The organism is Phyllobacterium sp. CCNWLW183 (genome assembly GCF_037203775.1).
Lineage (GTDB): Bacteria > Pseudomonadota > Alphaproteobacteria > Rhizobiales > Rhizobiaceae > Phyllobacterium > Phyllobacterium ifriqiyense.
In genome coordinates this window covers 951,045-973,050 of record NZ_JBBCBN010000001.1, presented here as the reverse complement: position 1 = coordinate 973,050, position 22,006 = coordinate 951,045, and the positions used below count along the sequence as shown (strand labels likewise).

Sequence of the window (22,006 nt, the reverse complement as noted above, 5' to 3'; positions counted from 1 at the left end):
GCTCGTTCTCCTGTTTGACCGTTCCAGACTCCCGCGAGAGTCGCGTTGGAAATAACAAGCTAAGACGTTTTGATATCGACTATATGACGAAGTTTTTTAGACCCTAATCCATTCGGGTCCGCTGATAGTCCCGCTTTGGTCGTTTTTCTCTCCCGCGGACCACTATCCCCAAAATAAATCTTAAGTATTTATCAACAGGTGGAAATCGCCGAAAACTGTTTCCTTAGAGTCAGTTAAAGCGACCAAGTGAATCTTTTTCCTAACTTCTGTCCACACCCATTCTCGTCAATTGGTCAAAAGGGGACTGGCGCTGTGACTCAGCATCAATACACTGAAATTACTGCATGATTCGTTTCAGTGTTCATGCAGCGGTCCGTAAGTTCATGGCCGCAACCCGGTTGGTGTGTTCTGCCTGCCGGTGAGTTTAAAAAATGTTACCGCATTCAGCGTGGGTCTATGTTGACGTGCAGAAAACATTTGGTGTGCTTGGTTTGGGTGCGCTGTATCTCCCGCAGCGTTATACGAGATTCGATTTAGCAGGTAATGGCGATGAGCCTTCTGGAACTAGAGATTGCGCGTGACTTACATCCCGTAGATGTGATCGAGCACGTTGCCCATGCAAACGAATGGGCATTTGAGCGCACCGGTGAAGATGAGATTGCGATTACGGTCGAAGGTAGCTGGACTGATTACCAGATATCCTTTTCGTGGATGGAAGACTTTGAAGCCCTGCATCTGGCCTGTGCTTTCGATATCGCCATCAGCGAGCCTCGCATCAATGAAGTGATGCGGCTTCTCTCATTGGTCAATGAGCAATTGCTGATGGGACATTTTGATCTCTGGAGGCAGGAGGGTGCGGTCATGTATCGTCAGTCCCTGCTTCTTTCCGGCGGTGCCGAGCCTACCAGTAAACAGGTTGAAGTTTTGCTTTCGAGTGCGCTCGATGCATGCGAAACCTATTTTCAGGCTTTCCAGTTTGTCGTCTGGTCCGGCTCAACAGCGCGGGAATCGCTCGACAGCATTTTGTTCGAAACCGTTGGATCAGCCTGATTTTCCTGAAATGGGCTAGGCGGTGGAGTTGAGAAATCATGACCATCAGTTTTGATGATTTCGAGAAAGTCGATATTCGCGTCGGGACTATTATAGAGGCGGAAATATTCCCCGAAGCGCGTAAGCCCGCATTCAAATTACGGATCGATTTTGGTTCAGAGATCGGTATCAAAAAATCCTCCGCCCAAATTACCAAGCGACACACATTGGAAGAGCTAAGGGGAAAGCAGGTCATGGCTGTGGTCAATTTCCCGCCACGCCAGATCGGTCCCTTCATGTCAGAGGTATTGACGCTTGGTTTTCCCGATGAAGCCGGTGACGTTGTTCTAGCTACCGTGAGCCATACGGTTCCGAATGGCGGCAAATTGTTTTAAGCAACGTGTTCTCGTCAGGCTGGAACTTTGACTATCGCACGTAAGCCGTTCTTAGGGCTGTCTTCAAGCGTAATATCGCCGCCATGACTACGAGCAATATCCAAGGCGATTGCAAGTCCCAGGCCAGTGCCGCCTGCGTCCTGGTTGCGGGCCTGGTCAAGCCTGAAGAATGGTTTGAAAACCTCATCACGCATTTCTTTCGGGATACCTGGCCCATCGTCATCGATGGTCAGTATCAGCCAGCCATCGCGATGATCGGCTGCGACAAAAACATTCTGCGCATAGCGGAAGGAATTTGAAACAAGATTGGTGATCAATCGCGAAAACGCGTTGGGGCGGACATGAATTTCCGGTTGTCCGCGAATGGTAGAGGTGAATCCCCGTTTGAGCAGTATCGCTTCTTCCTTGAGTTTGGCGAATAGGCGCTCAAGATTGAAGACGCCGGTCTCTTCGTCAGCCTCGCCCCGTGCGAATGAAAGGTAGCCTTCTAGCATTGACTGCATGTCGTCTATGTCTTGTTCCATCGCTTCGGTATCGACCCTGTTGCTCACCAGTGCCAGTTGAAGCTTAAAGCGGGTCAAAATGGTTCGCAGGTCATGACTGACGCCGCTGAGCATTGTTGTACGCTGCTCAATTTGCCTTTCAATACGTTCACGCATGACAATAAAGGCCGCACCAGCGCGCCTCACTTCTTCGGCGCCGCGGGGTTTGAAGTTTGGTGGCGGTGCTCGTCCTTTGCCGAAACTGTCTGCGGCAGTGGCCAATTGCTGGATTGGTTTAATCTGATTGCGCAGAAACAGGATCGCAATAGCCAGCAACACAAGGGCTGAACCAGCCATCCATACCAGGAAGATCAACGTGTTGGATGCATAAGCCTGACTACGTCGTGCAAAGACGCGCAAAACCTTGTCCTCGAGTTGTATTCGAATTTCCACCAAATCCGAATCCCCGATCGTATCGATCCAGAACGGTCGATTAATCTGCTTGGTGATTTCTTCACTCAGAATATTGTCGAGAATGGAATAGAACGGTTTGGGACCGGGTGCGGGGAGCGGGTCGGGTGGCAATATGGATATGTTAAGAGCTAAACGTTCGCGCGAAATGCGGATCAGGTTCTCGTAGCCCGGATCTTGGGGAAATGTGTCCATCAGATCAATGATGCCGGAAATATCCCGCACCACGGCAGTCGAAAGACGCTGAGTGACTGTCTGCCAATGGCGTTCCATGAACACGAACGCAATAAGCGATTGTAACAGCACCATTGGCGCAATGATGATGATCAACGAACGGGCATAGAGCCTTTTGGGCATCCAGCGGGCCAGCCAACGCGTCAGCTTTCGCCAAGGACCAAGCAATGTGCTTCGTTTGCGCCGCCAATGGCGTTTCTTCACGGCCAATGCGCGATCTGCGGCGTCCGGGGGGCTCATTACATCGATATCCGCTTGCGCTTCCTGCTTTGCGTGTTCGTTATTCAACACTCAACTTATAGCCAACGCCTCGTACTGTCTGCAACCAAACCGGATTTGCAGGATCGTTCTCGATCTTGCGACGCAGGCGATTTATCTGAACGTCGATTGTCCGCTCACCTACGTCTCCTTCCTGTCCGGTCAGTTCGTGACGTGGAACAGTTTCACCCGCGCGGGCAGCGAAAATCGCCATGATGTCCTGTTCGCGATCGGTGAGACGAATCAAATCCCCTGACCGTTTCAGCTCGCGTTTTGCGATGACGAATGTGTAGGGTCCAAATACGATCTGCTCGATCTTCGCCTGTGTAGCGGGAGCGCCACGCCGCAGAATATTGTTGATGCGGAGTATCAGTTCACGCGGATCGAATGGTTTGGGCAGATAATCGTCTGCGCCTGCTTCGAGACCGGTAATGCGGCTGTCTGTTTCCGAGAGCGCGGTAAGCATGAGAATCGGAACGTTTTTTTCCTGACGCAAAGCTTGAGTCAAAGCGATACCGCTTTCGCCCGGCATCATAACATCGAGGATGAGCAGATCATAATCTATACCGGCAAGCTTTCGTCTTGCCTCGTCGGCATTGGCCGCTACCGTAATGCGAAAGCCGCTGCCTGTCAGATATTGGGACAGTAGATTTCGAATTCTGGTATCGTCATCAACGATCAGCAAATGTGGGGCATCGTCCGACAGCGCGAGATCGCTGCTAACGGGTGTTTTTTCTGTATCCTGTACCATGCATCCCCTCTTCACCAAGTGGAACCTATATCTATCCTGACTTCGGCAGGCTGTCGATCTGTTGCCACTGTGCGGGATTTACCATGGCTTTGAGAAAATGCTCAATCACCGCCCGGTCGCTTGGATCGAGCTGTTCCAATGCATTGGCAATGCGGCGTGATTGCGGTGCTGCCAATTCAAGTGCAAGCTCACGCCCCTGATGCGTGGGGTAGAGTTCGCGCTGCCGCCGATCGCGCGGCCCTTGTATCTGCACAATGTGGCCGGTGTCGATCAATTGCTTGAGGACGCGCGCCAAGCTTTGCTTGGTGATCTTTAAAACTTCCAGCAATTCTGCAACGGTCATGCCGGGCTTTCGATTGACGAAATAGAGAACACGGTGGTGCGCCCGCCCGAAAGTAAGCTTTTCCAGTATCATATCCGGGTCGGCGGTAAAGTCGCGATAGGCAAAGAAGAACAGCTCGATAATATCGAGTTCCTTGGCGTGCTGCTCGGTCAGGGCTGTCTCAATGTGCCTATCTGGTGTATAAGATTTCATGCAAGGTCCCCGGTCTTGGAAAAGATTATGTCAGCGTTGTTGACTTAATTTTAGACTGCTGATAATTTTTGGCAAGCTGTTGGCTGCATTTTGAATGAATCGAAAAGCCAATACGTGTTTCTGGAAACTTTCCGTAGTGAAACGCCTATTGGTGCTGAAGGGCAATGGTACACCAATTGGGAAGCGGGACCAGTTGGCGGAAGGCAAATCCCCGTAAAACATCAGGATAAGGCCTGGAGGAAAACATGGCATCCGTTCCATTCGATCAGCTTGAAGGTTACATCTGGATGAATGGCGAATTTGTTCGCTGGGCAGATGCAAAGGTCCATGTACTTACACATGGCCTCCACTATGCAAGCTCTGTGTTTGAAGGTGAGCGTGCCTATGGTGGCGAAATTTTCAAGCTGAACGAACATACGGAACGGTTGCACGAATCCGCGCGAATTCTTGGCTTTACGATTCCCTATTCTGTTGACGAGCTTAACGATGCCTGCCGGAAGCTTTTGGCGAAGCAGGGTTTTCAAGATGCTTATGTGCGTCCGATTGCATGGCGCGGAAGCGAGTCCATGGGCGTTTCGGCGCAAGCGAACAAGATCAATGTTGCGATCGCGATCTGGCAATGGCCGAGCTACTTTGATCCAGCGCAAAAGCTGAAAGGTATCAGGCTCGATATGGCTGAATACCGCCGTCCAGATCCCAAGACCGCGCCTTCTAAATCAAAGGCTGCCGGTCTTTACATGATCTGCACGATCTCAAAGCATGCGGCTGAAGCCAAAGGCTATGCAGATGCATTGATGCTGGATTGGCGCGGGCAGGTGGCTGAGGCGACGGGGGCCAATGTGTTCTTCGTGAAGAACGGCGTAATTCATACGCCAAAACCTGACTGTTTCCTGGACGGGATTACGCGGCGTACGGTTATCGATCTTGCCAAGCGCAGAGGTTATGAAGTTATCGAGCGGGTAATCATGCCCGAAGAGATGGCAGACTTTGAGCAATGTTTCCTGACAGGAACTGCTGCTGAAGTTACGCCCGTATCTGAGATTGGTTCATACAAATTCACGGTAGGCGAAATCGCCATTAACTTGATGAATGACTACGCTGCAGAAGTAACGCCCAAGAAAGTCGCAGCAGAATAACCGCAATTTTCGGTCAACATTACAAGCCTGATACAAATCGATTGTGGTATCAGGCTGTTTGACATTGCTTAAAACTTAGTCATCATGATGTATGTCAGGCATGAGTCTGACGTTGAAACGTTGACGGGGTGTCCATTATGGAAGCGCTTCTTCCTATCGTTATCCAGCTTATCTCTGGTGGTGTCGGCGGCAATATTGTCGGCGGTCTTCTTAAAAATCTCAGCCTTGGTACAACCGGTAATACTGTCGCAGGCGGTGTTGGCGGATTGATTGGTGGTTATCTAACCCAATATCTGGGTGCAGGTGGCGCAGCAGTCGTTGCGGATGCGGTTGCATCTTCCGGGCTCGATATTGGTGCTATTGTCGGCCAAATTGCAGGCGGTGGTATTGGCGGTATCATCTTGACCGCAATTGTGGGAGCCATAAAGAACTCAATGGCCAAGACCTGATCATTGCTAGATGAAGATTTGTTGGGGCGGTCGCTTAGACCGCCCTTTTCATTTGGTATGCTGTTACATTAGGTTCTTTGCGGTTTGATCAGTGAATGACATAGGATTTAGATATTATGGGACAATTGCAGGCCGGTATTATTCCCGTCACGGCCTTTCAACAAAACTGCACCATTCTTTTCGACAGCGATGACAAGCGGGGTGTGCTTATTGACCCGGGTGGGGACAATGATCAGGTGCTTCACGCCATTCAGTCAAATGGGATCATAATCGAGGCAATCTGGCTGACCCATGGTCACATTGATCATGCTGCTGGTGCCATGGATATGAAAGAAGCATTGGCTGTTGATATTGTTGGACCGCATGAGGCCGACCGCTTTTTATTGGAAAGCTTGGAAGAAAAGGCGCTTCAATACGGAATCTCGGGGAATGTGCGCAATTGCACACCGGATCGCTGGCTGAGCGACGGGGACACAGTGTCGTTTGGCGATCATTTGTTTGAAGTCCTGCATTGTCCGGGACATGCTCCTGGTCACGTTGTATATTACAACAAGAAAGCCAAGTTCGCTCACGTTGGAGATGTGCTTTTTAACGGTTCCGTTGGACGGACTGATCTGCCTGGCGGCGATCACGCTGTGTTAATCAATTCAATCACGACAAAACTTCTGCCGCTGGGGGATGATATCGGGTTCATCTGCGGTCACGGTCCGGGTGGAAGATTTGGTGAAGAGCGTCGTACCAACCCGTTTTTGAACGAATAAATGAAAACCGCCGGAATGACCGGCGGTTTTAGTTCAAAATTTAGTTTGCGTTACAGAAATAGTCACGTCCGTCATAGCCGCGAAATGTTCCTGTTTCCGGATTGAAAGACCGATAACGATCCGTGCAATAGCGATACCAAGCGCGAGTCCAAGGCTGAGCCGATCCATAATAGCGCGGTGCTTCGACCTGGCGGTACACTCGAACCGGAGCTCTGTATGTGGGACGGTCGTCATAGTCACGATAAATCACTTCCGGTTCGCGCGGTTGCGCAAGTGCACCACCAATCAGCGCACCGGCTGCAAGCCCAATAGCCCCGGCGGCCAGAGCGTCACCGCCGCGGTGATGATGACGATAACCACGATCATAATGACGCCAGCGATGATCAGCTGACGCTGACGACAGTGGTGCGATGACGGTCGCAGCTACAGCAGTTGCAAGAATGGCAATTTTCATACCCTTATTCATCTGTGCCTCCTTGAAGCATCTTGGCGATTTTCTACGCCGCTTGATTATTTTGGGTCGCGATCACTTGGACCGCCAACCGTAATGTTGTTTTAACCATCTCAGAATGAATGCAGGCTGAACGGCGACCAAGGCAGTTTGTTCCTTGCTGATCCAGTCAAACATTGTTCCGGAGGGGGGAACAGGACACATGATTTCAGCAATTCCAAGGCGCGATAAAGATACTTGAAACCAATCTGACGAGTTGGTTTCAAATTCTTGGTCAAGAAGATTGAAATCCCCGTGCGAAAAGGGGATTTCAACAAATGTTATTCAAGCATAGATCGCTCAGGCCCGCCCCGTTTGGCAGGCTAAAATGGCAGTGCGGTTACAGAATTTACTCTGTAATCGAGATATTCACTGCTTTTGGGCCCTTACCACGGCGATCTGGCTCTGTATCGAACGAAACTTTCTGATTGTCTGCAAGATCTGTAAGCCCGGATGCCTGTACTGCAGAGATGTGAACGAAAATATCCGCTGCTCCGTCATCCGGCTTGATAAAGCCAAAACCTTTTTCGCTGTTGAAGAATTTGACCGTACCGGTCTGTGCCATGCTCAGTTCCTTTTTCTAAATTACCGCGTTCCCCTCCGGGTTTGCGGGATTGGTAGTGCCGTCTTCTGTACTTACTTCCGACGGAGGTCATGCAGGCAATTCTCGAATTCAGGAAAGGAGCCGATCATTGCCGGGATTACTCCCGACCCGGTATTCTTGCGGTTCCGGCGCGCCGTTCTTCCAGTCTTCCAGTGTTCATAGATGCCCGAACGCTTTGAGACTGCTAGAATAAGTCTTTTTTGGCAAGCAAAAGTTTTTCTACCACTTGAGTGAATAGGTAGAAATGCGTTGCCGCTATGAGCAAGGCATGTAGAAATTACGTCGTTATATGTATGTTGCAAACCTATGCCTGTTACGTGGCGAGCTAGAGCAAGTTTTGCTTATAGAGAGTATCTCGCGGTGCTCCGCATTTTCGGCTAACGGCTAGCCAATAAAATTGCTTCGGCGTCAACGATTACGCGTAACGATGCAGGCGCCACCAGCACTTTGCAGTTGTGCGCAGATTTGGTTGGCTTCCCCGCGGCTATCGGCACCGATGCGGACCGCGTAAATTCCGCGCCTGCCCATAGCTGAACGTTTCCGGCTGATGATCGGTTCATGCTTGTCGAGAATGGTGGGGAAGTTTCGCTTTAATCGCTGCATCTGACGTATGGCCGCAGATTGCCTGAAATTTCCGGCGATCTGGATACCCCAAGGCTTTGGCTTGATCTGCGCCATCGAGACTGTCGCAAACCGTACGATTGGCAGCTGTCTGCAAGCAGCGTCAAAATTGAGTTTGCTGTTGAGCGGGAGCTGCTTGATTTCGGCACCGGTTGAAAAATCGTCGGCTGAAATTCCGGTTATATCGAGCACATATTCTTCGGTTTCCAGGGGGAGGAAGCCTCCATTGGATATCCAACGGGAAACTCTTGTGGGGCCTGCATTATAGGCAGCGGCAGCCAAACCCCAGTTTCCAAATGCTTTTCGGAGATCTTTCAATAGTTTAGCTGAAGCAGGAAGCGCCTGCAAAAAATCATAAGGGTCGGCGAGGCCGCGCTCTTTTGCGGTTCCGGGCATGAACTGTGCGATCCCTTGCGCTCCGACTGGGCTTGTTGCGGACACGTCAAACCGGCTCTCTTTCCAGATCAGTCTGGCAAAAAAGTCCCGAGGAACACCATGACCATCCGCATTCGTCGCTATGGCTGCGCAAATTTGGGTAACGCTGGGTGGTAACGGTGCAGCCGGAATTGAAACAGACGGATTGTCCGCAGCAAATGCATCAAAGGCGGCTAAAACACCGCCAGCCACAAGTACGGCAATCGATCTGTAACGGGTCACAATGGCCTTTCAACCTGGAGAACGATATTGAGCATTAAGCACGCTTATATTTCTGATAAAAGGTACTGGTTTACGATTCCGTTGCTACCGGATGGCCAGTGTAGCCATCCAGATTGAAGAGAAATATTATGCCGCTCTCCGTTACAACGATTGGTTTTGATGCAGACGATACGCTCTGGGAGAATGAGCAGTTTTTTCGTTCGTCAGAAAAGCATTTTGCAAATCTCTTGGCGCCCTATGCTGATATCGCCGATCTACCCCAGAGGCTGCTTGAGGTCGAGAAACGCAATCTGGAGTCCTATGGATTTGGGATCAAGGGCTTTACACTTTCATTGGTCGAAACAGCCGTAGAGGTAACTGAGGGAAAGGTGCCCGCAACAATTATCGCCGAAATCCTTGATGCTGGGCGTGAAATGCTGCGTCATCCGGTTCAAACTTTACCCCATGTGGCGGAAACACTTGAGCAACTGACTGGGCGCTACAAGCTGGTGTTGGTCACGAAAGGGGATCTATTCGATCAGGAGCGCAAGCTGGCTCAATCCGGACTGGGAGATTTCTTTGATGCAATTGAAATCGTCAGTAACAAGGACACTGGTACATATGAGCGTGTGTTCAGCCGGCATGGCAACGGTGCCGAGCGGGGTTTGATGATCGGCAATTCACTAAAATCCGACATCGTTCCCGCGATTGAAGCTGGAGCGTGGGGCATATTCGTGCCCCACGAACTTACTTGGGTGCTGGAGCATGTTGAAGCCCCGATCGAGAATCCGCGATTTCGCCAGATAGAACATCTAGGCCAGCTCACTACTCTCCTTGAGGAGATAGGCTGATTATTCGGCCGCGTATTGTTCTTGGGTCTGTTCGTCCGGTCCGTTGGGATCGCCCGCTGCTGTCTCGCAGCCTAAATCCGGGAACGCCACCACGCGGTTACCCGTAAAATCAGTACGTACAACGACCAAGCCCTGTTCCTCAAAATAGGTTAGCAGCCGTCGCGCGCGGCGGGCCGAGTGCGTACCATAGGCTCGCGCTATCGTTGCATCAGAAGGGCATGGACTCGTGGTGACGGCCGCTTGGGCCACAATGAAGAAAACGCCTTGAACATCGTCTGGCAGGCTCTTTGAAAGTTCCAGTGCCTGCTGCCAGGGCTCGCTTTGCGCGGTCTCTCCATCAATTCCAGCGCGTGCGACAGCCAATTTGCGCCGAAATGCGGGGAGTGAGAGCTGATCTCCCGGAACGCGGCGAATGCGGCAGCGGACAAGAAAATCTTGGTACAATACGGCGTCGGTGCGGAAGGACGCGTCGGGATCATTGAGCATTTCATGCATGACCGCCTCGATAAGACTGTTGCGTTCGGCCTCGTCGATTTCAGGAAACAAGGTTGGCGCGGGCGACTCTGCCTGCGCCATAGCCTTGGCCTGGGTCAGCTGGTTGAGGATATCCGCTGTGGGGGTGGGGGCAGGCGGCGTGTGCGTCTTGCGCACCACAGCGCGACGCTCCTCCGGAGCTGGTATGAATATAAGATCACGGGCATCGTCACCCGGTTGGGGAAGAGGGGTAAGCTTGGGGCTGGAAGAGCGCGCTGATGTCTCGACGGCTCCAATGGTAACCGGAAGCGGTCGGCGTGATAAAGCAGGCCCTAGCGCCACGAAATGACCCCGAGCCAGATCACGAAACTGCTCTGCCTGGCGACGTTCCATACCCAACAAATCTGCTGCTCGCGCCATATCAATATCGAGAAATGTGCGCCCCATTAGAAAATTGGATGCTTCTGCGGCTACGTTCTTTGCAAGCTTCGCCAGTCGCTGGGTTGCGATCACTCCGGCTAGGCCGCGTTTGCGTCCACGGCACATGAGATTGGTCATCGCGCCCAACGAAAGTTTACGAGCTTCGTCCGAAACTTCACCAGCTACGGCTGGTGCAAATAGCTGGGCCTCGTCCACGACGACCAGCATTGGATACCAATAGTCTCGCTCTGCATCGAATAGCCCGCCAAGAAAGGCTGCGGCGCATCTCATTTGCTGTTCTACATCCAGACCCTCAAGATCCAGAACCACCGATACGCGGTGTTGCCGGATGCGGGCGGCAATCCGTGTCAGCTCGTTCTCCGTACGAGCTCCATCAACAATGACATGACCATATTTGTCCGCCAGCGTGACAAAATCGCCTTCTGGGTCAATGACGCATTGCTGAACCCATTGCGCGCTCTGTTCAAGAAGGCGGCGCAGGAGATGAGACTTTCCAGAACCCGAATTGCCCTGAACAAGCAAGCGTGTTGCCAAAAGCTCTTCAAGGTCGAGCATGGCCTTTGCGCCTGCTGGCGCTGCTCCCATGTCGATATCGACCTTCATCGCTTCTCCAGTCTTGATATGATTCCGCGCGCGAAATTTCGCGCGCGGCTTGTCTAGCACTCCTTCACGCCGGATGCTTGAGCGTTCTCGTATTTTGCAGATTTAACCCACAGCTGGTTTGACGTTCTCCTGAAAAATTGCGCCGAATTCTTTCATCCGATCAACGATATAATCAGCATCTATCAGAGAGTCCGGCAGATAGAGTCCGGCTTTTACGGGTTCGCCGCCATGCAGCCCAAGAAGACGTTCAACGCTAAGCGCCACGTGCAGCGCAGTGAGAGGAGCCTGTCCCTCCGGGTGCACAATATCAAGCCGAATCGCAGCACGCTCGCCGGTAACCAATTCACCAGTGATCTCGATAGCGATCTCAGTTGAAAAAGCTTCTCCGCGTCTGCGGCTGGCCGAAGTGCCATAGACAAGGCCAACACGGATGGATTTGGCATTTGTAGCTGCCGATAGGCTGAGGACATCCAGCGGCGAATAGGCCGTGGATTCTAATATTGTGCCGTCAATATCCACAAATTGCCGCTTGGCATCGTCATCATTTATCCATTGCCAGTGTCCATCCACTAGGAGGAGTGGATTGGGTGCCGATTCTGTAAGCCGTTGGTAGTCCGCAAGAGCGGCTGGTCCGCCCATGTCTTCTTCGTCAAGCACGACTGTGATTGAGATGTTGTCAATAGTTTTAAACTTACGTACGGCCTGCAAAGTCGGAAATGTTGCAGCACCCGCAAGCCAATTGCTCGCCATTAATATTGGAGCTGCGTTCGGCTTACTGATAGCGAGTGCCATTTCAGGTCCTACTTCGAAAACTCCGCTCGACACACTGAGGTAGGGTAAACCATGCGCCTGAGCATATTTCATGCTATTGAGCGTCGCGTCTTTTACGAAGACTGCAATTGCACTGTAGTTGGTACCATCGATCTGGCCCAGATCATCGCGTTCCAAGTGAATTTTGACAGCTTGCGCGTGACCGATCCCGTCAGCGACGCGTTGCGCTTTGGCCAAGTTACGACCACCGATGGCAATGGGCAGATCCGGATATAATTTGCGTAGTATTTGCGCTGCTTTTGCACCGACAACTCCTGATCCGCCGATGATTAATACGGGATCGGTGATGGATAGTGGCATGGCCTCGACTCCTGCTTTAAACTGGACAATGGTTAAACGTTGGCTGGGATTTTCTTTCCCGATAGTTCATATTACTATTAGTAAGTTACTATTGGTAACATTGCAAGATGCCGAGGGACCAATATTGCCGTTTGTTAAATCAGGGTTGAATGCGAAATGGGACTAGCCGCTGCCAAGAAGATGCCAAAGGCGCAACGCCGCGATCAGCTTTTATCGATTGCTCTCGATATCGTTCGAGACGAAGGTACTGATGCCTTGACCCTTGGCTACGTTGCTGAAAAGGCAGGTGTGAGCAAGCCGATTGCCTACGAGCACTTCGGGACGCGTAGTGGATTGCTCATTGCTCTGTTCGAGCAACTTGATCAGCAGCAAATCGACCAGCTTGCCGCTGCGATTGCAGAAGCGCCCAAGCGGTTGGAAGATGTCGCCCGTGTCGTGAGCGATGCTTATATGGCATGCTATCAGGCCATTGGAGCAGAATGGTCATCCATTTCTGCGGCTCTTAGAGGCGACGAGGTTATGGATGAAATCCAATGCGGCCTAATCGACAGCTACGTCGATCTCTATTGTTCCATACTCGCGCCATATACAAAAATCACTGCAGACGATCTTCGCTTGCGCTGTGTTGGAATCGTTGGCGCGGCAGAAGCAATTTCACGCGAAATGATCCGCGATAAGCTTGAAGAAAAAGCGGCTGCTGCGGTGCTGCAGTCGCTCATCGTCACTTGGTTATCCAAATAGATTTGCCCGTTAATTAACAGGAACAGTCTCCAGAACAGGATTTGGCTTGCCGTGCTTGCTAAGAGTTAACACCAACAGAGCGGCGATCAAACACAATATGCCTGCTACGAAAAATGCGGGCATATAGGTCTGGTATTCGGTGCGAACGAACCCGCCACCATAGGCCGCGGAAGCGGCGCCCAATTGGTGGCCCGCAAAAACCCAGCCAAAGATCAGCCCCGCCTTTTCGCGGCCAAAGCGATCAGTTGCCAGTTTGACTGTCGGGGGCACTGTCGCAATCCAGTCCAGCCCATAGAACATGGCAAAAAGTGACAGGCCATAGAATGAAAAGTTCGAGTAAGGTAGGTACAGGAGCGAAAGACCACGCAGGCCATAATACCAGAAAAGCAACCAACGATTGTCTACGCGATCGGAAAGCCAGCCGGAGCCGATTGTACCGAAAAAATCAAAGAAGCCCATCATTGCCAGAACGCTGGCTGCCATTATCGGTACCATGCCGAAATCACCGCACATGGCAACGAAATGTGTTCCGACAAGACCATTGGTACTCGCCCCGCAGACGAAGAAGGTCGCAAATAGAACCCAAAAGGTGCTGCTACGTGAGGCGTCCTTCAGGGCGATCAACGGCATGGTGATAAGGGTGATAAGCCCTCCCGTGACCGGAGGCGTGGGGACAACCTCTTTGTCGCCATAGGCGGGCAGACCAACATCCGCAGGTCGATCACGCATGAGGAAAAAGACCGCAAGAACTGCAACAATCAACAAGCCACAGATCAGCATAATGGCAGTTCGCCAACCATAATTTTCGCTAAGAGAAGCCATAAGCGGCATGAAAGCTAGCTGGCCCGTAGCGGAGCTCGCCGTCAGCATACCAAGGGCAAGTCCTCTGCGCTCAGTGAACCACCGAGCTGCAACCGTTGCGCCCAGTACCATTGCGGTAAGACCTGTACCGAAACCAACGACTACGCCCCACAACAGGATGAGTTGCCAGATTTCCGTCATTGCAAGCGATGCAAAGAGACCGCCAGTGATAAGGATTAGCGCGACGCAAACGACCTTCCTGACACCAAAATAGTTCATGAACGCCGCTGCAAACGGACCCATCAGGCCGAACAGCAGGAGCCGGATTGAAAATGCTGTTGCAATTTCCTTTGTCTCCCAACCGAACTCTTTTTCGAGCGGGACAATCAGTACGCCGGGAGCGCCGACAGCGGCCGCCGTTACGAGCATTGTCAAAAAAGTAACGGCAACAACCACCCAGCCGTAGTGGAAGTTACGCTTCGCCAGGGCGGCTGCGAGCGGATTGGAGATCATGTCAGGTCTTTCAACAATGGGCTGCTGATTGCTGCCGCTTAAATGATGGGCATCATGTTTGACTATTCATGACGATCATCATATATTTTGTCAATAGTTGTTTTGAAGGGGACCGCAGCATGCGTGTCAGTAAAGATCAGGCAGCGGAAAACCGCGCCCGTATCATAGAAGTTGCAAGCCAGCAGTTCCGTCAGAAAGGCTTTGATGGAATTGGGGTAGCTGATTTAATGAAAAGTGCCGGGCTGACCCATGGGGGGTTCTATGGCCATTTTGCATCAAAGGATGACCTGATCGCAGTTTCCTGCGATGAGGCGATGAAGCGATCTGCGGAAAAATGGTCCGCCTTGACTGAACAGCAAGAACCTGAGGATGCGCTAGCTGCGATTGTATCATCATATCTGGCAAAATATCATTCGGGTGGACTTGCCAATAGCTGCACCATGGCGATGTTAGCGCCGGATATTGCGCGGCACGGTGGTGATGTTCAGACGAATTTCACTGATGGCACCAAGAAATTGCTCGAAATCCTTGCAAGCGTAACTGCGGGTAAGACTGACAAGGACAAGCGGGAAAAGGCTATTGCCACCATGGCCGGTTTGGTTGGTGCCGTCGTCTTGGCCCGCGCCGTTAATGATCCGGCTTTTGCCGATGAAATATTAAGCGCAGGCAGTGTGATTTTTGGACCGGAAAGCGACGACCGATAGGTCGTCCTTATCGACCTGGCCGACCTGTTTTTCCGGGGCGACGCTTTTTACGCGCATCGCTAGAGTCCTCATATGAACCCGCTCCGGTACGTTCGCGGCGAATGATCGTCTGGTCATTCCGGTTCGTGCCCGTGAAAGCGGGTTTCTCCGGAACATTACCGATGACAGGCTTTTCGGTGCGCCCGACGGTCATTTCATCCAGTGAATTTTTACGGAAAACTCCAGGTCCAAGAGGGCGAGTTGTATCACCACCCATTTCGTCGAGGTGCGGTTTGCGAAAGAGCGCAGTGTTCGCCTCGCTTTCATCGGTGACCACGCGATGCACCGAGCGACCGGCATTATGTCTGCCCTTGGTGCGGCCAGTGACAGGACTTTCCATCTCCACTTCTCGAGCCATTGGATCGTCCGAAATGGCAAGCTCCATTTCCCGCAAGCGCTTAATTTCGTCGCGCAGTCGGGCAGCCACTTCAAAGTCCAGATCGTCCGCCGCATCCCGCATTTGTTTCATGAGATGTTCAAGATGGGCCTTGAGATTATTGCCCATCATTGCACCCTCTTCGACAAAACCGGAGATGTCAGCGCGGACGTGATCGCGTTCATAGACGCTATTGAGAATATCGCCGATATTCTTCTTGATACTGGCAGGCGTTATGCCGTGTTCCGTATTATATGCTTCCTGCTTTTCGCGGCGACGATTGGTTTCCGCCATCGCCCGCTCCATGGAGCCGGTAATATTGTCGGCATAAAGCACGACTTTGCCGTCGACATTACGTGCAGCGCGACCAATCGTCTGAATCAATGAAGTCTCCGAACGCAGAAACCCTTCCTTGTCCGCATCAAGAATGGCAACGAACCCGCATTCCGGAATATCGAGACCTTCGCGAAGCAGGTTGATGCCAACCAATACGTCAAATGCACCAAGGCGCAAATCGCGCAAAATCTCAATACGCTCCAACGTATCAATATCAGAGTGCATGTAGCGGACGCGTATCCCCTGTTCATGCAAATATTCGGTCAGGTCCTCTGCCATGCGCTTGGTGAGAACCGTTACGAGGGTACGATAGCCTTTGGCAGAGGTTTCGCGGATTTCTCCCAGTACATCATCCACCTGTGATTTGGCTGGACGTACTTCCACCGGAGGGTCAATAAGGCCGGTCGGGCGGATAACCTGTTCGGCAAACACACCGCCAGATTCTTCCATTTCCCATTTGCTCGGCGTCGCCGAAACAGCAACGGTTTGCGGACGCATCGCATCCCACTCCTCAAACCGCAATGGGCGATTGTCCATGCAGGAGGGCAAGCGGAAACCATACTCGGCCAAGGTCGCTTTACGGCGGAAGTCGCCCTTATACATCGCGCCAATCTGCGGAACCGTGACATGGCTTTCGTCGATGAAAACCAACGCATTGTCAGGAATATACTCGAAAAGTGTGGGCGGTGGTTCACCCGGCTGGCGGCCGGTCAGGTAACGGGAATAGTTTTCAATGCCCGCACAGGATCCTGTTGCCTCAAGCATCTCAATGTCAAAGGTACAACGTTGCTCCAGACGTTGGGCTTCAAGCAGGCGTCCGGCAGCATTCAATTCCACCAGGCGGTGTTTTAGTTCTTCCTTGATCGATTTTATCGCCTGATTGAGCGTTGGACGCGGCGTAACATAATGCGAATTGGCGTAAATCTTAACGGAACGCAGATCGCCGGTTTTCTGGCCAGTGAGTGGATCGAACTCTGTTATCGTTTCAATTTCATCGCCGAACATCGAAATACGCCAAGCACGGTCTTCCAAGTGGGCCGGAAAAAGCTCAATCGTGTCGCCGCGTACGCGGAACGAACCGCGGGTGAAATCCATGTCGCGCCGCTTATATTGCTGTGCAACCAGATCAGCGAGCAACGCACGCTGATCCAATCGGTCACCGATCTTCATTTCGAAGGTCATTGCGGTATAGGTTTCAACTGAACCGATACCATAGATGCACGAGACCGAGGCGACGATAATCACATCATCGCGCTCGAGAAGCGACCGAGTTGCCGAATGGCGCATACGATCAATCTGTTCGTTGATCGACGATTCTTTCTCAATATAGGTGTCGGAACGCGGCACATAGGCTTCCGGCTGATAGTAGTCGTAGTATGAAACGAAATACTCGACCGCATTGTTGGGAAAGAAGGACTTGAACTCACCGTAAAGTTGAGCTGCCAAGGTTTTATTCGGCGCTAGAATAAGGGCAGGGCGTTGGGTTTCTTCAATCACCTTCGCCATGGTGAAAGTTTTACCCGAGCCAGTAACACCAAGAAGAACCTGGGTTTTATCATTATCGCTAATGCCAGCCACCAGGTCGCGTATCGCCGTTGGCTGATCACCAGACGGCACGAATTCAGTTTCCATCTGAATGGATATGCCACCTTCAGATTTGTCTGGTCTAGCCGGTCGATGCGGCTGCCATGCCGTGCCGTTCTTAAACAGCGGATTACCGCTTTCGATCAGAGCAGAAAGCGCGGCAACGGTCGCGGTGGCACCGCCCGGTGCAATGCTGGATGCGTCCTCCAGATTAATATCAAGCCCGGCAACCGGATTAAGACCTGCTGCTGCGCGGATTTTAGGATCGGATGATCCGCCAATGGAGGTTCCGCGAGATGTCCTGCTCGCGTTTGATTTGTCGCCTGACGTCTTTTTGACCTTGGCAGCTTTAGGTTGTGATTTTTTGGTTTCCTCGGTGATTTGGGCAGCCCAGTCACCAATTGAGCCAGTCAGCGGGGTGCCTTCCAGTTCAGGTTGGGGCGCTTCGCCGAAACCGTCGAGCTTATATTTGTCAGGGGATTTTGCCATAGGCTTAATATGGTGAGAGTCTATACAAATGGAAAGAGGCACGCCCTCAAAAGCGATATATTAGAACATGCTACTGACATAAGGCTGTCAGTAGCATGTCAGGATAGAGCGCTACTTTACGGTTTGAACACATGCTCGCGATGGTAGCGAAGAAAATCGGGATGCGGACGTACGAGCACGTCTTTCGGCAGCATGATTCTGCCGGATTCATTGATCAAATTGTCTATCTTCGGGTGATAATACCGCGATGACTTCACAATTCGGTAGTCGGATTCAACCGAGATAAAACCTTTGTCGAAAAGCCAGTGAAAGGTCCGTAGTAATGGTATTCCATTGCTAACCGCGTCCGGCCCAGAATCTTTAACTGGCTTGATATGGGCGCATTCGACTTCGTGACCGCCATCCGCTGCACGCAGATGAATTCCCGTCATTGCGCATCTCCATCCGTAGGCTTCCCCCACAGCTTTGCTGAATGTGCGGTCACGCAGCGCACGTGAGGTTATGAAACGGCTTCGCAACAAAGGTTCAGATGGATCTTCTGCGAAGCCAGAGTGGGGGGCGGTGGGGACTTCTGCCTTCTTTTGGTTCATGTGCTCATTGAAAGCCGATTCCATAATTCTGTTGTACTCTTCAACGGACAGAAGACGTACGCGCTGTTGACTGGCATGTTTGTTCAAACTGCCATCTGATTGCTGCATATTTTGCTCAAAGTAAAACTTGGTGAGAGCGTCTGGCGATGTGACGCTAAAGGGAACGCTTGGGAATTCGCAAAAATCAACCAATTTGGCAGCGCAATACCCATCCTTGCCGACGGAGAATTCCACGGAGACGATACGGGCAGTTGCGAAATATCCTGTCGTTCTATTGCCAAATTCACCAGCTCGCTTGGCTGGCGAATAGTAAATTATCCAGTCATTCAGAACTAGCTCTACTATAGGTAAGTACTTCTTCTCAAAGTAAAAAAATTCGTAAATTGGAGTTGTGGACTCTTGGTTTGATCTGATCTGGAATACTGCGGGCATGCGATTTGAAAATAACCTGTTGAAACATTGATACGTTCCAAACTTATGGTGTCACGCGACAAGCGAAACTTACCTGCAATTGTATTTTATATAGGCATGCAATCCATACATCGGTTGAGCGCTCAGCCATACCGCAGCTTGAGGCCAAGAATTGCGAGAATCAGCAGCAGCGTCATTCCGTTCGCTGCCATAACGGGCCATGACATGATCATGATGCCATAGCAAAGCCAGAGAAACACACCCAAGGCCAAGGTGATATTTGTCACGAGGGAAATACTCGCCGCATCCCTGTGTCTCACGATTTTTATGATCTGTGGAATCCAACCCATGGTGGTTATGACAGCAGCAAGGCTGCCAATGAGTTCAACATGAAGCGGCACGGCGCGTACTTTCAAAAGAGTTTTTTGCAAAGAATATATATGCGAGGATTCACTGCGAAATATAGCGGAATCGTGACGTTAGAGTTGCCCGTGCATAACAATTTCTTCTGTTATCGTACAACACCTAAAAGTCGTCCCGGCAAGTAGATCACCAGTGACGCTGCACCCGTGATTACCGATGTGCCGTCGGCCAACACAGCCTGTCCTGCCGAGCGTTCATCGCCATCAAGAACACGTTCGGAAAGCTGACCGCTTCGAGCCATATTCATGAGCGTAGGAGAGCTTGCAAAAACACCGTGCGCGCCCCCATCAAGATCAGAAGCATCAAGTACAACGATACCTAGTTTTTGCAGCATGGAAATACTTGAGCCATCACCAACGCGCGGGTGCCCGCCAACAATTCGTCCTGATACGTTCAGTGCCCGATCAGCGCGTGACACCAATACAGTGAAAGGCTTTGGCAACTGGCCTATGTCGGCAACTTGAGCCTGGAAAACGTCGATATCTATATCAGGTGCCGCGAGCATTACACCTGACATCCGACGGAAAACATCTGTTTGACCATTCTCTGCCAACTCGCGCAGAGCTTCCATAACGACAAATGTACCCATGGAATGTCCGACAAGCAGAATCTTGCTGGCTTTGGTTTTGGCGGCAAGTCGCAAGGTTTCAGCCAATCCGTCCCGTCCAAAAGTCGCGCTATCGCGATCATAGACGTAAAGGCCAAGCGAGCCAGCGGAGGGCCATGAATAGTGAACTGTGACGGCTGGAATGCCAAAATCATAGCTCATTTGAGCTGCGCGAAAGACGCTGTCCGCAAAGTTGTTGTTGTAGCCGTGCACAAAGATAAAAAGTTCGCGCTGGTTTGCTGGACGTTTTGCAAGTTCAGCATTGATCCTGTCAACGAAGACCGCCCCTGTATCGTAAGGCTGGAATGTCGTGGCGGCAAAGTTGCGTGCCGGATTAGGCTTGGTGCTCGATTTTTCTACCTGCCCGTTCTTGTGGGTAGGAGGAATACCAATATCAATCCGGGAGAAATTCAATTTCGGCGAGCGTTTGGCCGAATAAGGCAAAGAAAGATTGTCTGAGCGCTCGCGACTCGTCGCAACAAACACCGGTATAACGGCTTTTGGACCAGCCTTGTCGTTGAGAACCGGGGCAGGAATGGCAGCATTGGCTTTGACCACGCCACTTGCATCCAGCCCAAGCACCGCGCGTCCGCCGCAACCAGACAAAACAAACATGAGAAGCAGTAATGCCGACAAGCGCGAAAGTGTCATGGCTGAACTCCGGACTACCATCACCGAGCTTGAAACAGCAATCGCCGATTACTGCAACTGAAATCCCATATTATCTTATAAATTAAACCCGTAATTGCTCACCAGCGTGACAAATTTCCAACATTTAAAATTGCAAAAACTCAGACTATCAATGGATTGCGTCCCATATTTAAATGGAGTTCATGCCCATGATAGGCATACTCTTCCGCGACCGCTTCGTCCAATTCCACACCAAGCCCGGGCTCGGACGAGGGAATGACGTAGCCGTTTTCCCATAGAATAGGTTTTTTCAAGATTTTTGCATGAAATCCGCCAAAGGCCTGGATGCACTCCAGGATCAAGAAATTGGGGCTGCAGGTTGCTAGCTGAATATTTGCTGCGCCCACAATTGGCCCGCAATAAAGATGTGGGGCAATTTGCGCATGAAAGGTCTCGGCCATACCGGCGATCTTTTTCGCTTCGAGTAGACCACCAACACGCCCGAGATTCATCTGGAGGATATTGGCCGCGCGGTTCACCAGCAAGCGTTGAAACTCATACTTGGTGGTCAGACGTTCACCGGCGGCGATCGGGATAGAGGTGTGTTGCTGAACATATCCCATATTTTCCGGCATATCGGGCGGCACGGGCTCTTCCAGCCACAATGGATCATAGGGCTCAAGCCGCTTGGCAAGCCGCACAGCACTGGTGGGGGTCATCTGTCCATGGGTCCCGAACAGGAGATCGGCCTTTGCACCGACTGCATCACGCACAAGCTGCACAAATTTTTCACCTAGTTCGAGATGTTCCAGAGACAGCTGGCGTGGGTCGAACGATGTATAGGGGGCAACGGGGTCAAATTTCACTGCCGTATAGCCTTGCGCGACATACTCCGCTGCCCGCTCTGCGGAAGCCTCGGCGTTCCAGTATATATCGGCAGTTTCGCCAAGCTCCGGCTTTGGATAGATATAGGTATAGCTGCGCAATTTATCGTGGACTCGGCCGCCGAGCAGTTCGTAAACAGGTTTATCGGCTTCTTTGCCAATGATATCCCAACAGGCCATCTCAAGTGCTGACACGGCCCCCATGACAGTAACGTCCGGGCGCTGTGTAAATCCGCCGGAATAGGCACGTCTGAAGAATTTCTCAATGTGATGCGGGTCTTCGCCAATAAGCCAGCGTTCGGCTATATCCTCCACCACTTTCCGCATAATTTGCGGGCTGATCGTGGAGTTATATGCCTCGCCATAGCCTATAACACCGGAATCTGTGACTAATTTGACGAAAAGAAACCATGTGCCTCCAAATGAAGGCGGTGGATTGCCGACAACGAAAGTTTTGACATCGGTAATTTTCATGGCTTCTCCAGACATTTGCCTTACAAGAGACTATGCGAGGCTTGACCTATTG

22 protein-coding genes are annotated in these 22,006 nt (G+C 51.5%); 8 read left to right on the top strand and 14 right to left on the bottom strand.

All coding sequences use genetic code 11. The features are described 5' to 3' along the window. Positions 1 to 549: 549 nt before the first annotated feature. A complete protein-coding gene (locus V9K95_RS04615; protein WP_115052418.1) occupies positions 550 to 1,050 on the top strand; it encodes a YbjN domain-containing protein in 501 nt (166 codons plus the stop codon). A 38-nt stretch (positions 1,051 to 1,088) separates the two neighbouring features. Next, positions 1,089 to 1,424 (top strand): tRNA-binding protein, encoded by a 336-nt coding sequence (locus V9K95_RS04610; protein ID WP_115052419.1) that lies wholly within the window; start codon positions 1,089 to 1,091, stop codon positions 1,422 to 1,424. Between the two features lie 14 nt (positions 1,425 to 1,438). Here V9K95_RS04610 and V9K95_RS04605 read toward each other — a convergent pair whose 3' ends face one another. From V9K95_RS04605 to V9K95_RS04595, 3 genes are all read right to left on the bottom strand, one after another. Continuing rightward, on the bottom strand, positions 1,439 to 2,734 hold the full coding sequence (locus tag V9K95_RS04605; protein WP_435530168.1) for a sensor histidine kinase: 1,296 nt from the start codon (positions 2,732 to 2,734) through the stop codon (positions 1,439 to 1,441). Between the two features lie 157 nt (positions 2,735 to 2,891). Then, entirely contained in the window at positions 2,892 to 3,620 is a 729-nt protein-coding gene (locus V9K95_RS04600) for a response regulator (RefSeq protein WP_307279537.1), read from the bottom strand. Positions 3,621 to 3,651: 31 nt separating this feature from the next. Next, entirely contained in the window at positions 3,652 to 4,155 is a 504-nt protein-coding gene (locus V9K95_RS04595) for a MarR family winged helix-turn-helix transcriptional regulator (protein ID WP_307279534.1), read from the bottom strand. Positions 4,156 to 4,400: 245 nt separating this feature from the next. Between V9K95_RS04595 and V9K95_RS04590 the strand changes: the two genes are divergently transcribed. The 3 genes from V9K95_RS04590 (at position 4,401) to V9K95_RS04580 (ending at position 6,501) form a co-directional block, all read left to right on the top strand. After that, entirely contained in the window at positions 4,401 to 5,291 is an 891-nt protein-coding gene (locus V9K95_RS04590) for a branched-chain amino acid aminotransferase (protein WP_336439711.1), read from the top strand. A 137-nt stretch (positions 5,292 to 5,428) separates the two neighbouring features. Next, on the top strand, positions 5,429 to 5,740 hold the full coding sequence (locus tag V9K95_RS04585; RefSeq protein WP_115052423.1) for a hypothetical protein: 312 nt from the start codon (positions 5,429 to 5,431) through the stop codon (positions 5,738 to 5,740). Between the two features lie 116 nt (positions 5,741 to 5,856). Beyond that, complete coding sequence (locus tag V9K95_RS04580) at positions 5,857 to 6,501, top strand: MBL fold metallo-hydrolase (RefSeq protein WP_307279528.1); 645 nt, start codon at positions 5,857 to 5,859, stop codon at positions 6,499 to 6,501. A 40-nt stretch (positions 6,502 to 6,541) separates the two neighbouring features. On the opposite strand, the gene V9K95_RS04575 is transcribed toward V9K95_RS04580, so the two are convergent. The 3 genes from V9K95_RS04575 to V9K95_RS04565 form a co-directional block, all read right to left on the bottom strand. Then, positions 6,542 to 6,967 carry a BA14K family protein gene (locus tag V9K95_RS04575; protein ID WP_115052425.1) on the bottom strand — a complete coding sequence of 142 codons (426 nt, stop codon included), beginning with the start codon at positions 6,965 to 6,967 and terminating at the stop codon, positions 6,542 to 6,544. A 373-nt stretch (positions 6,968 to 7,340) separates the two neighbouring features. Next, the gene (locus V9K95_RS04570; RefSeq protein WP_008124224.1) at positions 7,341 to 7,556 is read right to left on the bottom strand and encodes a cold-shock protein; all 216 of its coding nucleotides are present in this window, start codon (positions 7,554 to 7,556) and stop codon (positions 7,341 to 7,343) included. 447 nt (positions 7,557 to 8,003) lie between these two features. After that, the gene (locus V9K95_RS04565) at positions 8,004 to 8,873 is read right to left on the bottom strand and encodes a lytic transglycosylase domain-containing protein (RefSeq protein ID WP_336439712.1); all 870 of its coding nucleotides are present in this window, start codon (positions 8,871 to 8,873) and stop codon (positions 8,004 to 8,006) included. A gap of 128 nt (positions 8,874 to 9,001) precedes the next feature. Between V9K95_RS04565 and V9K95_RS04560 the strand changes: the two genes are divergently transcribed. Next, on the top strand, positions 9,002 to 9,703 hold the full coding sequence (locus V9K95_RS04560) for an HAD family hydrolase (RefSeq protein WP_115052427.1): 702 nt from the start codon (positions 9,002 to 9,004) through the stop codon (positions 9,701 to 9,703). Here the strand turns inward: V9K95_RS04560 and V9K95_RS04555 are convergent, their stop codons facing one another. Beyond that, a complete protein-coding gene (locus tag V9K95_RS04555; protein ID WP_336439713.1) occupies positions 9,704 to 11,221 on the bottom strand; it encodes an ATP-binding protein in 1,518 nt (505 codons plus the stop codon). Between the two features lie 102 nt (positions 11,222 to 11,323). Continuing rightward, positions 11,324 to 12,352: an NAD(P)-dependent oxidoreductase gene (locus V9K95_RS04550; RefSeq protein WP_336439714.1), complete on the bottom strand. Its 1,029-nt coding sequence runs from the start codon at positions 12,350 to 12,352 to the stop codon at positions 11,324 to 11,326. Between the two features lie 156 nt (positions 12,353 to 12,508). Between V9K95_RS04550 and V9K95_RS04545 the strand changes: the two genes are divergently transcribed. Next, positions 12,509 to 13,093, top strand: a complete 585-nt coding sequence (locus V9K95_RS04545) for a TetR/AcrR family transcriptional regulator (RefSeq protein WP_336439715.1) — start codon at positions 12,509 to 12,511, stop codon at positions 13,091 to 13,093. A gap of 9 nt (positions 13,094 to 13,102) precedes the next feature. Here V9K95_RS04545 and V9K95_RS04540 read toward each other — a convergent pair whose 3' ends face one another. Further along, complete coding sequence (locus V9K95_RS04540) at positions 13,103 to 14,407, bottom strand: MFS transporter (protein ID WP_115052431.1); 1,305 nt, start codon at positions 14,405 to 14,407, stop codon at positions 13,103 to 13,105. Positions 14,408 to 14,526: 119 nt separating this feature from the next. Between V9K95_RS04540 and V9K95_RS04535 the strand changes: the two genes are divergently transcribed. After that, the gene (locus tag V9K95_RS04535) at positions 14,527 to 15,111 is read left to right on the top strand and encodes a TetR family transcriptional regulator (protein WP_115053227.1); all 585 of its coding nucleotides are present in this window, start codon (positions 14,527 to 14,529) and stop codon (positions 15,109 to 15,111) included. Between the two features lie 7 nt (positions 15,112 to 15,118). Here V9K95_RS04535 and uvrB read toward each other — a convergent pair whose 3' ends face one another. From uvrB to V9K95_RS04510, 5 genes are all read right to left on the bottom strand, one after another. After that, positions 15,119 to 17,935, bottom strand: a complete 2,817-nt coding sequence (gene uvrB, locus V9K95_RS04530; RefSeq protein WP_336439716.1) for an excinuclease ABC subunit UvrB — start codon at positions 17,933 to 17,935, stop codon at positions 15,119 to 15,121. A gap of 116 nt (positions 17,936 to 18,051) precedes the next feature. Further along, entirely contained in the window at positions 18,052 to 18,957 is a 906-nt protein-coding gene (locus tag V9K95_RS04525) for an HNH endonuclease (RefSeq protein WP_336439717.1), read from the bottom strand. 122 nt (positions 18,958 to 19,079) lie between these two features. Beyond that, positions 19,080 to 19,367, bottom strand: a complete 288-nt coding sequence (locus V9K95_RS04520; RefSeq protein ID WP_336439718.1) for a SemiSWEET family sugar transporter — start codon at positions 19,365 to 19,367, stop codon at positions 19,080 to 19,082. Between the two features lie 80 nt (positions 19,368 to 19,447). Next, positions 19,448 to 20,617 carry an alpha/beta hydrolase gene (locus tag V9K95_RS04515; protein ID WP_336439719.1) on the bottom strand — a complete coding sequence of 390 codons (1,170 nt, stop codon included), beginning with the start codon at positions 20,615 to 20,617 and terminating at the stop codon, positions 19,448 to 19,450. 140 nt (positions 20,618 to 20,757) lie between these two features. Continuing rightward, the gene (locus V9K95_RS04510) at positions 20,758 to 21,954 is read right to left on the bottom strand and encodes a mandelate racemase/muconate lactonizing enzyme family protein (protein WP_336439720.1); all 1,197 of its coding nucleotides are present in this window, start codon (positions 21,952 to 21,954) and stop codon (positions 20,758 to 20,760) included. Between the last annotated feature and the right edge of the window lie 52 nt (positions 21,955 to 22,006).

Coding starts and splice junctions, on each gene's coding strand:
- V9K95_RS04580 (WP_307279528.1), top strand. CDS start 5,857: ATGGGACAATTGCAGGCCGGTATTATTCCCGTCACGGCCTTTCAACAA.
- V9K95_RS04515 (WP_336439719.1), bottom strand. CDS start 20,617: ATGACACTTTCGCGCTTGTCGGCATTACTGCTTCTCATGTTTGTTTTG.
- V9K95_RS04510 (WP_336439720.1), bottom strand. CDS start 21,954: ATGAAAATTACCGATGTCAAAACTTTCGTTGTCGGCAATCCACCGCCT.
- V9K95_RS04575 (WP_115052425.1), bottom strand. CDS start 6,967: ATGAATAAGGGTATGAAAATTGCCATTCTTGCAACTGCTGTAGCTGCG.
- V9K95_RS04560 (WP_115052427.1), top strand. CDS start 9,002: ATGCCGCTCTCCGTTACAACGATTGGTTTTGATGCAGACGATACGCTC.
- V9K95_RS04600 (WP_307279537.1), bottom strand. CDS start 3,620: ATGGTACAGGATACAGAAAAAACACCCGTTAGCAGCGATCTCGCGCTG.
- V9K95_RS04545 (WP_336439715.1), top strand. CDS start 12,509: ATGGGACTAGCCGCTGCCAAGAAGATGCCAAAGGCGCAACGCCGCGAT.
- V9K95_RS04540 (WP_115052431.1), bottom strand. CDS start 14,407: ATGATCTCCAATCCGCTCGCAGCCGCCCTGGCGAAGCGTAACTTCCAC.
- uvrB (WP_336439716.1), bottom strand. CDS start 17,935: ATGGCAAAATCCCCTGACAAATATAAGCTCGACGGTTTCGGCGAAGCG.
- V9K95_RS04585 (WP_115052423.1), top strand. CDS start 5,429: ATGGAAGCGCTTCTTCCTATCGTTATCCAGCTTATCTCTGGTGGTGTC.
- V9K95_RS04550 (WP_336439714.1), bottom strand. CDS start 12,352: ATGCCACTATCCATCACCGATCCCGTATTAATCATCGGCGGATCAGGA.
- V9K95_RS04595 (WP_307279534.1), bottom strand. CDS start 4,155: ATGAAATCTTATACACCAGATAGGCACATTGAGACAGCCCTGACCGAG.
- V9K95_RS04605 (WP_435530168.1), bottom strand. CDS start 2,734: ATGCCCAAAAGGCTCTATGCCCGTTCGTTGATCATCATCATTGCGCCA.
- V9K95_RS04610 (WP_115052419.1), top strand. CDS start 1,089: ATGACCATCAGTTTTGATGATTTCGAGAAAGTCGATATTCGCGTCGGG.
- V9K95_RS04590 (WP_336439711.1), top strand. CDS start 4,401: ATGGCATCCGTTCCATTCGATCAGCTTGAAGGTTACATCTGGATGAAT.
- V9K95_RS04570 (WP_008124224.1), bottom strand. CDS start 7,556: ATGGCACAGACCGGTACGGTCAAATTCTTCAACAGCGAAAAAGGTTTT.
- V9K95_RS04525 (WP_336439717.1), bottom strand. CDS start 18,957: ATGCCCGCAGTATTCCAGATCAGATCAAACCAAGAGTCCACAACTCCA.
- V9K95_RS04615 (WP_115052418.1), top strand. CDS start 550: ATGAGCCTTCTGGAACTAGAGATTGCGCGTGACTTACATCCCGTAGAT.
- V9K95_RS04555 (WP_336439713.1), bottom strand. CDS start 11,221: ATGAAGGTCGATATCGACATGGGAGCAGCGCCAGCAGGCGCAAAGGCC.
- V9K95_RS04535 (WP_115053227.1), top strand. CDS start 14,527: ATGCGTGTCAGTAAAGATCAGGCAGCGGAAAACCGCGCCCGTATCATA.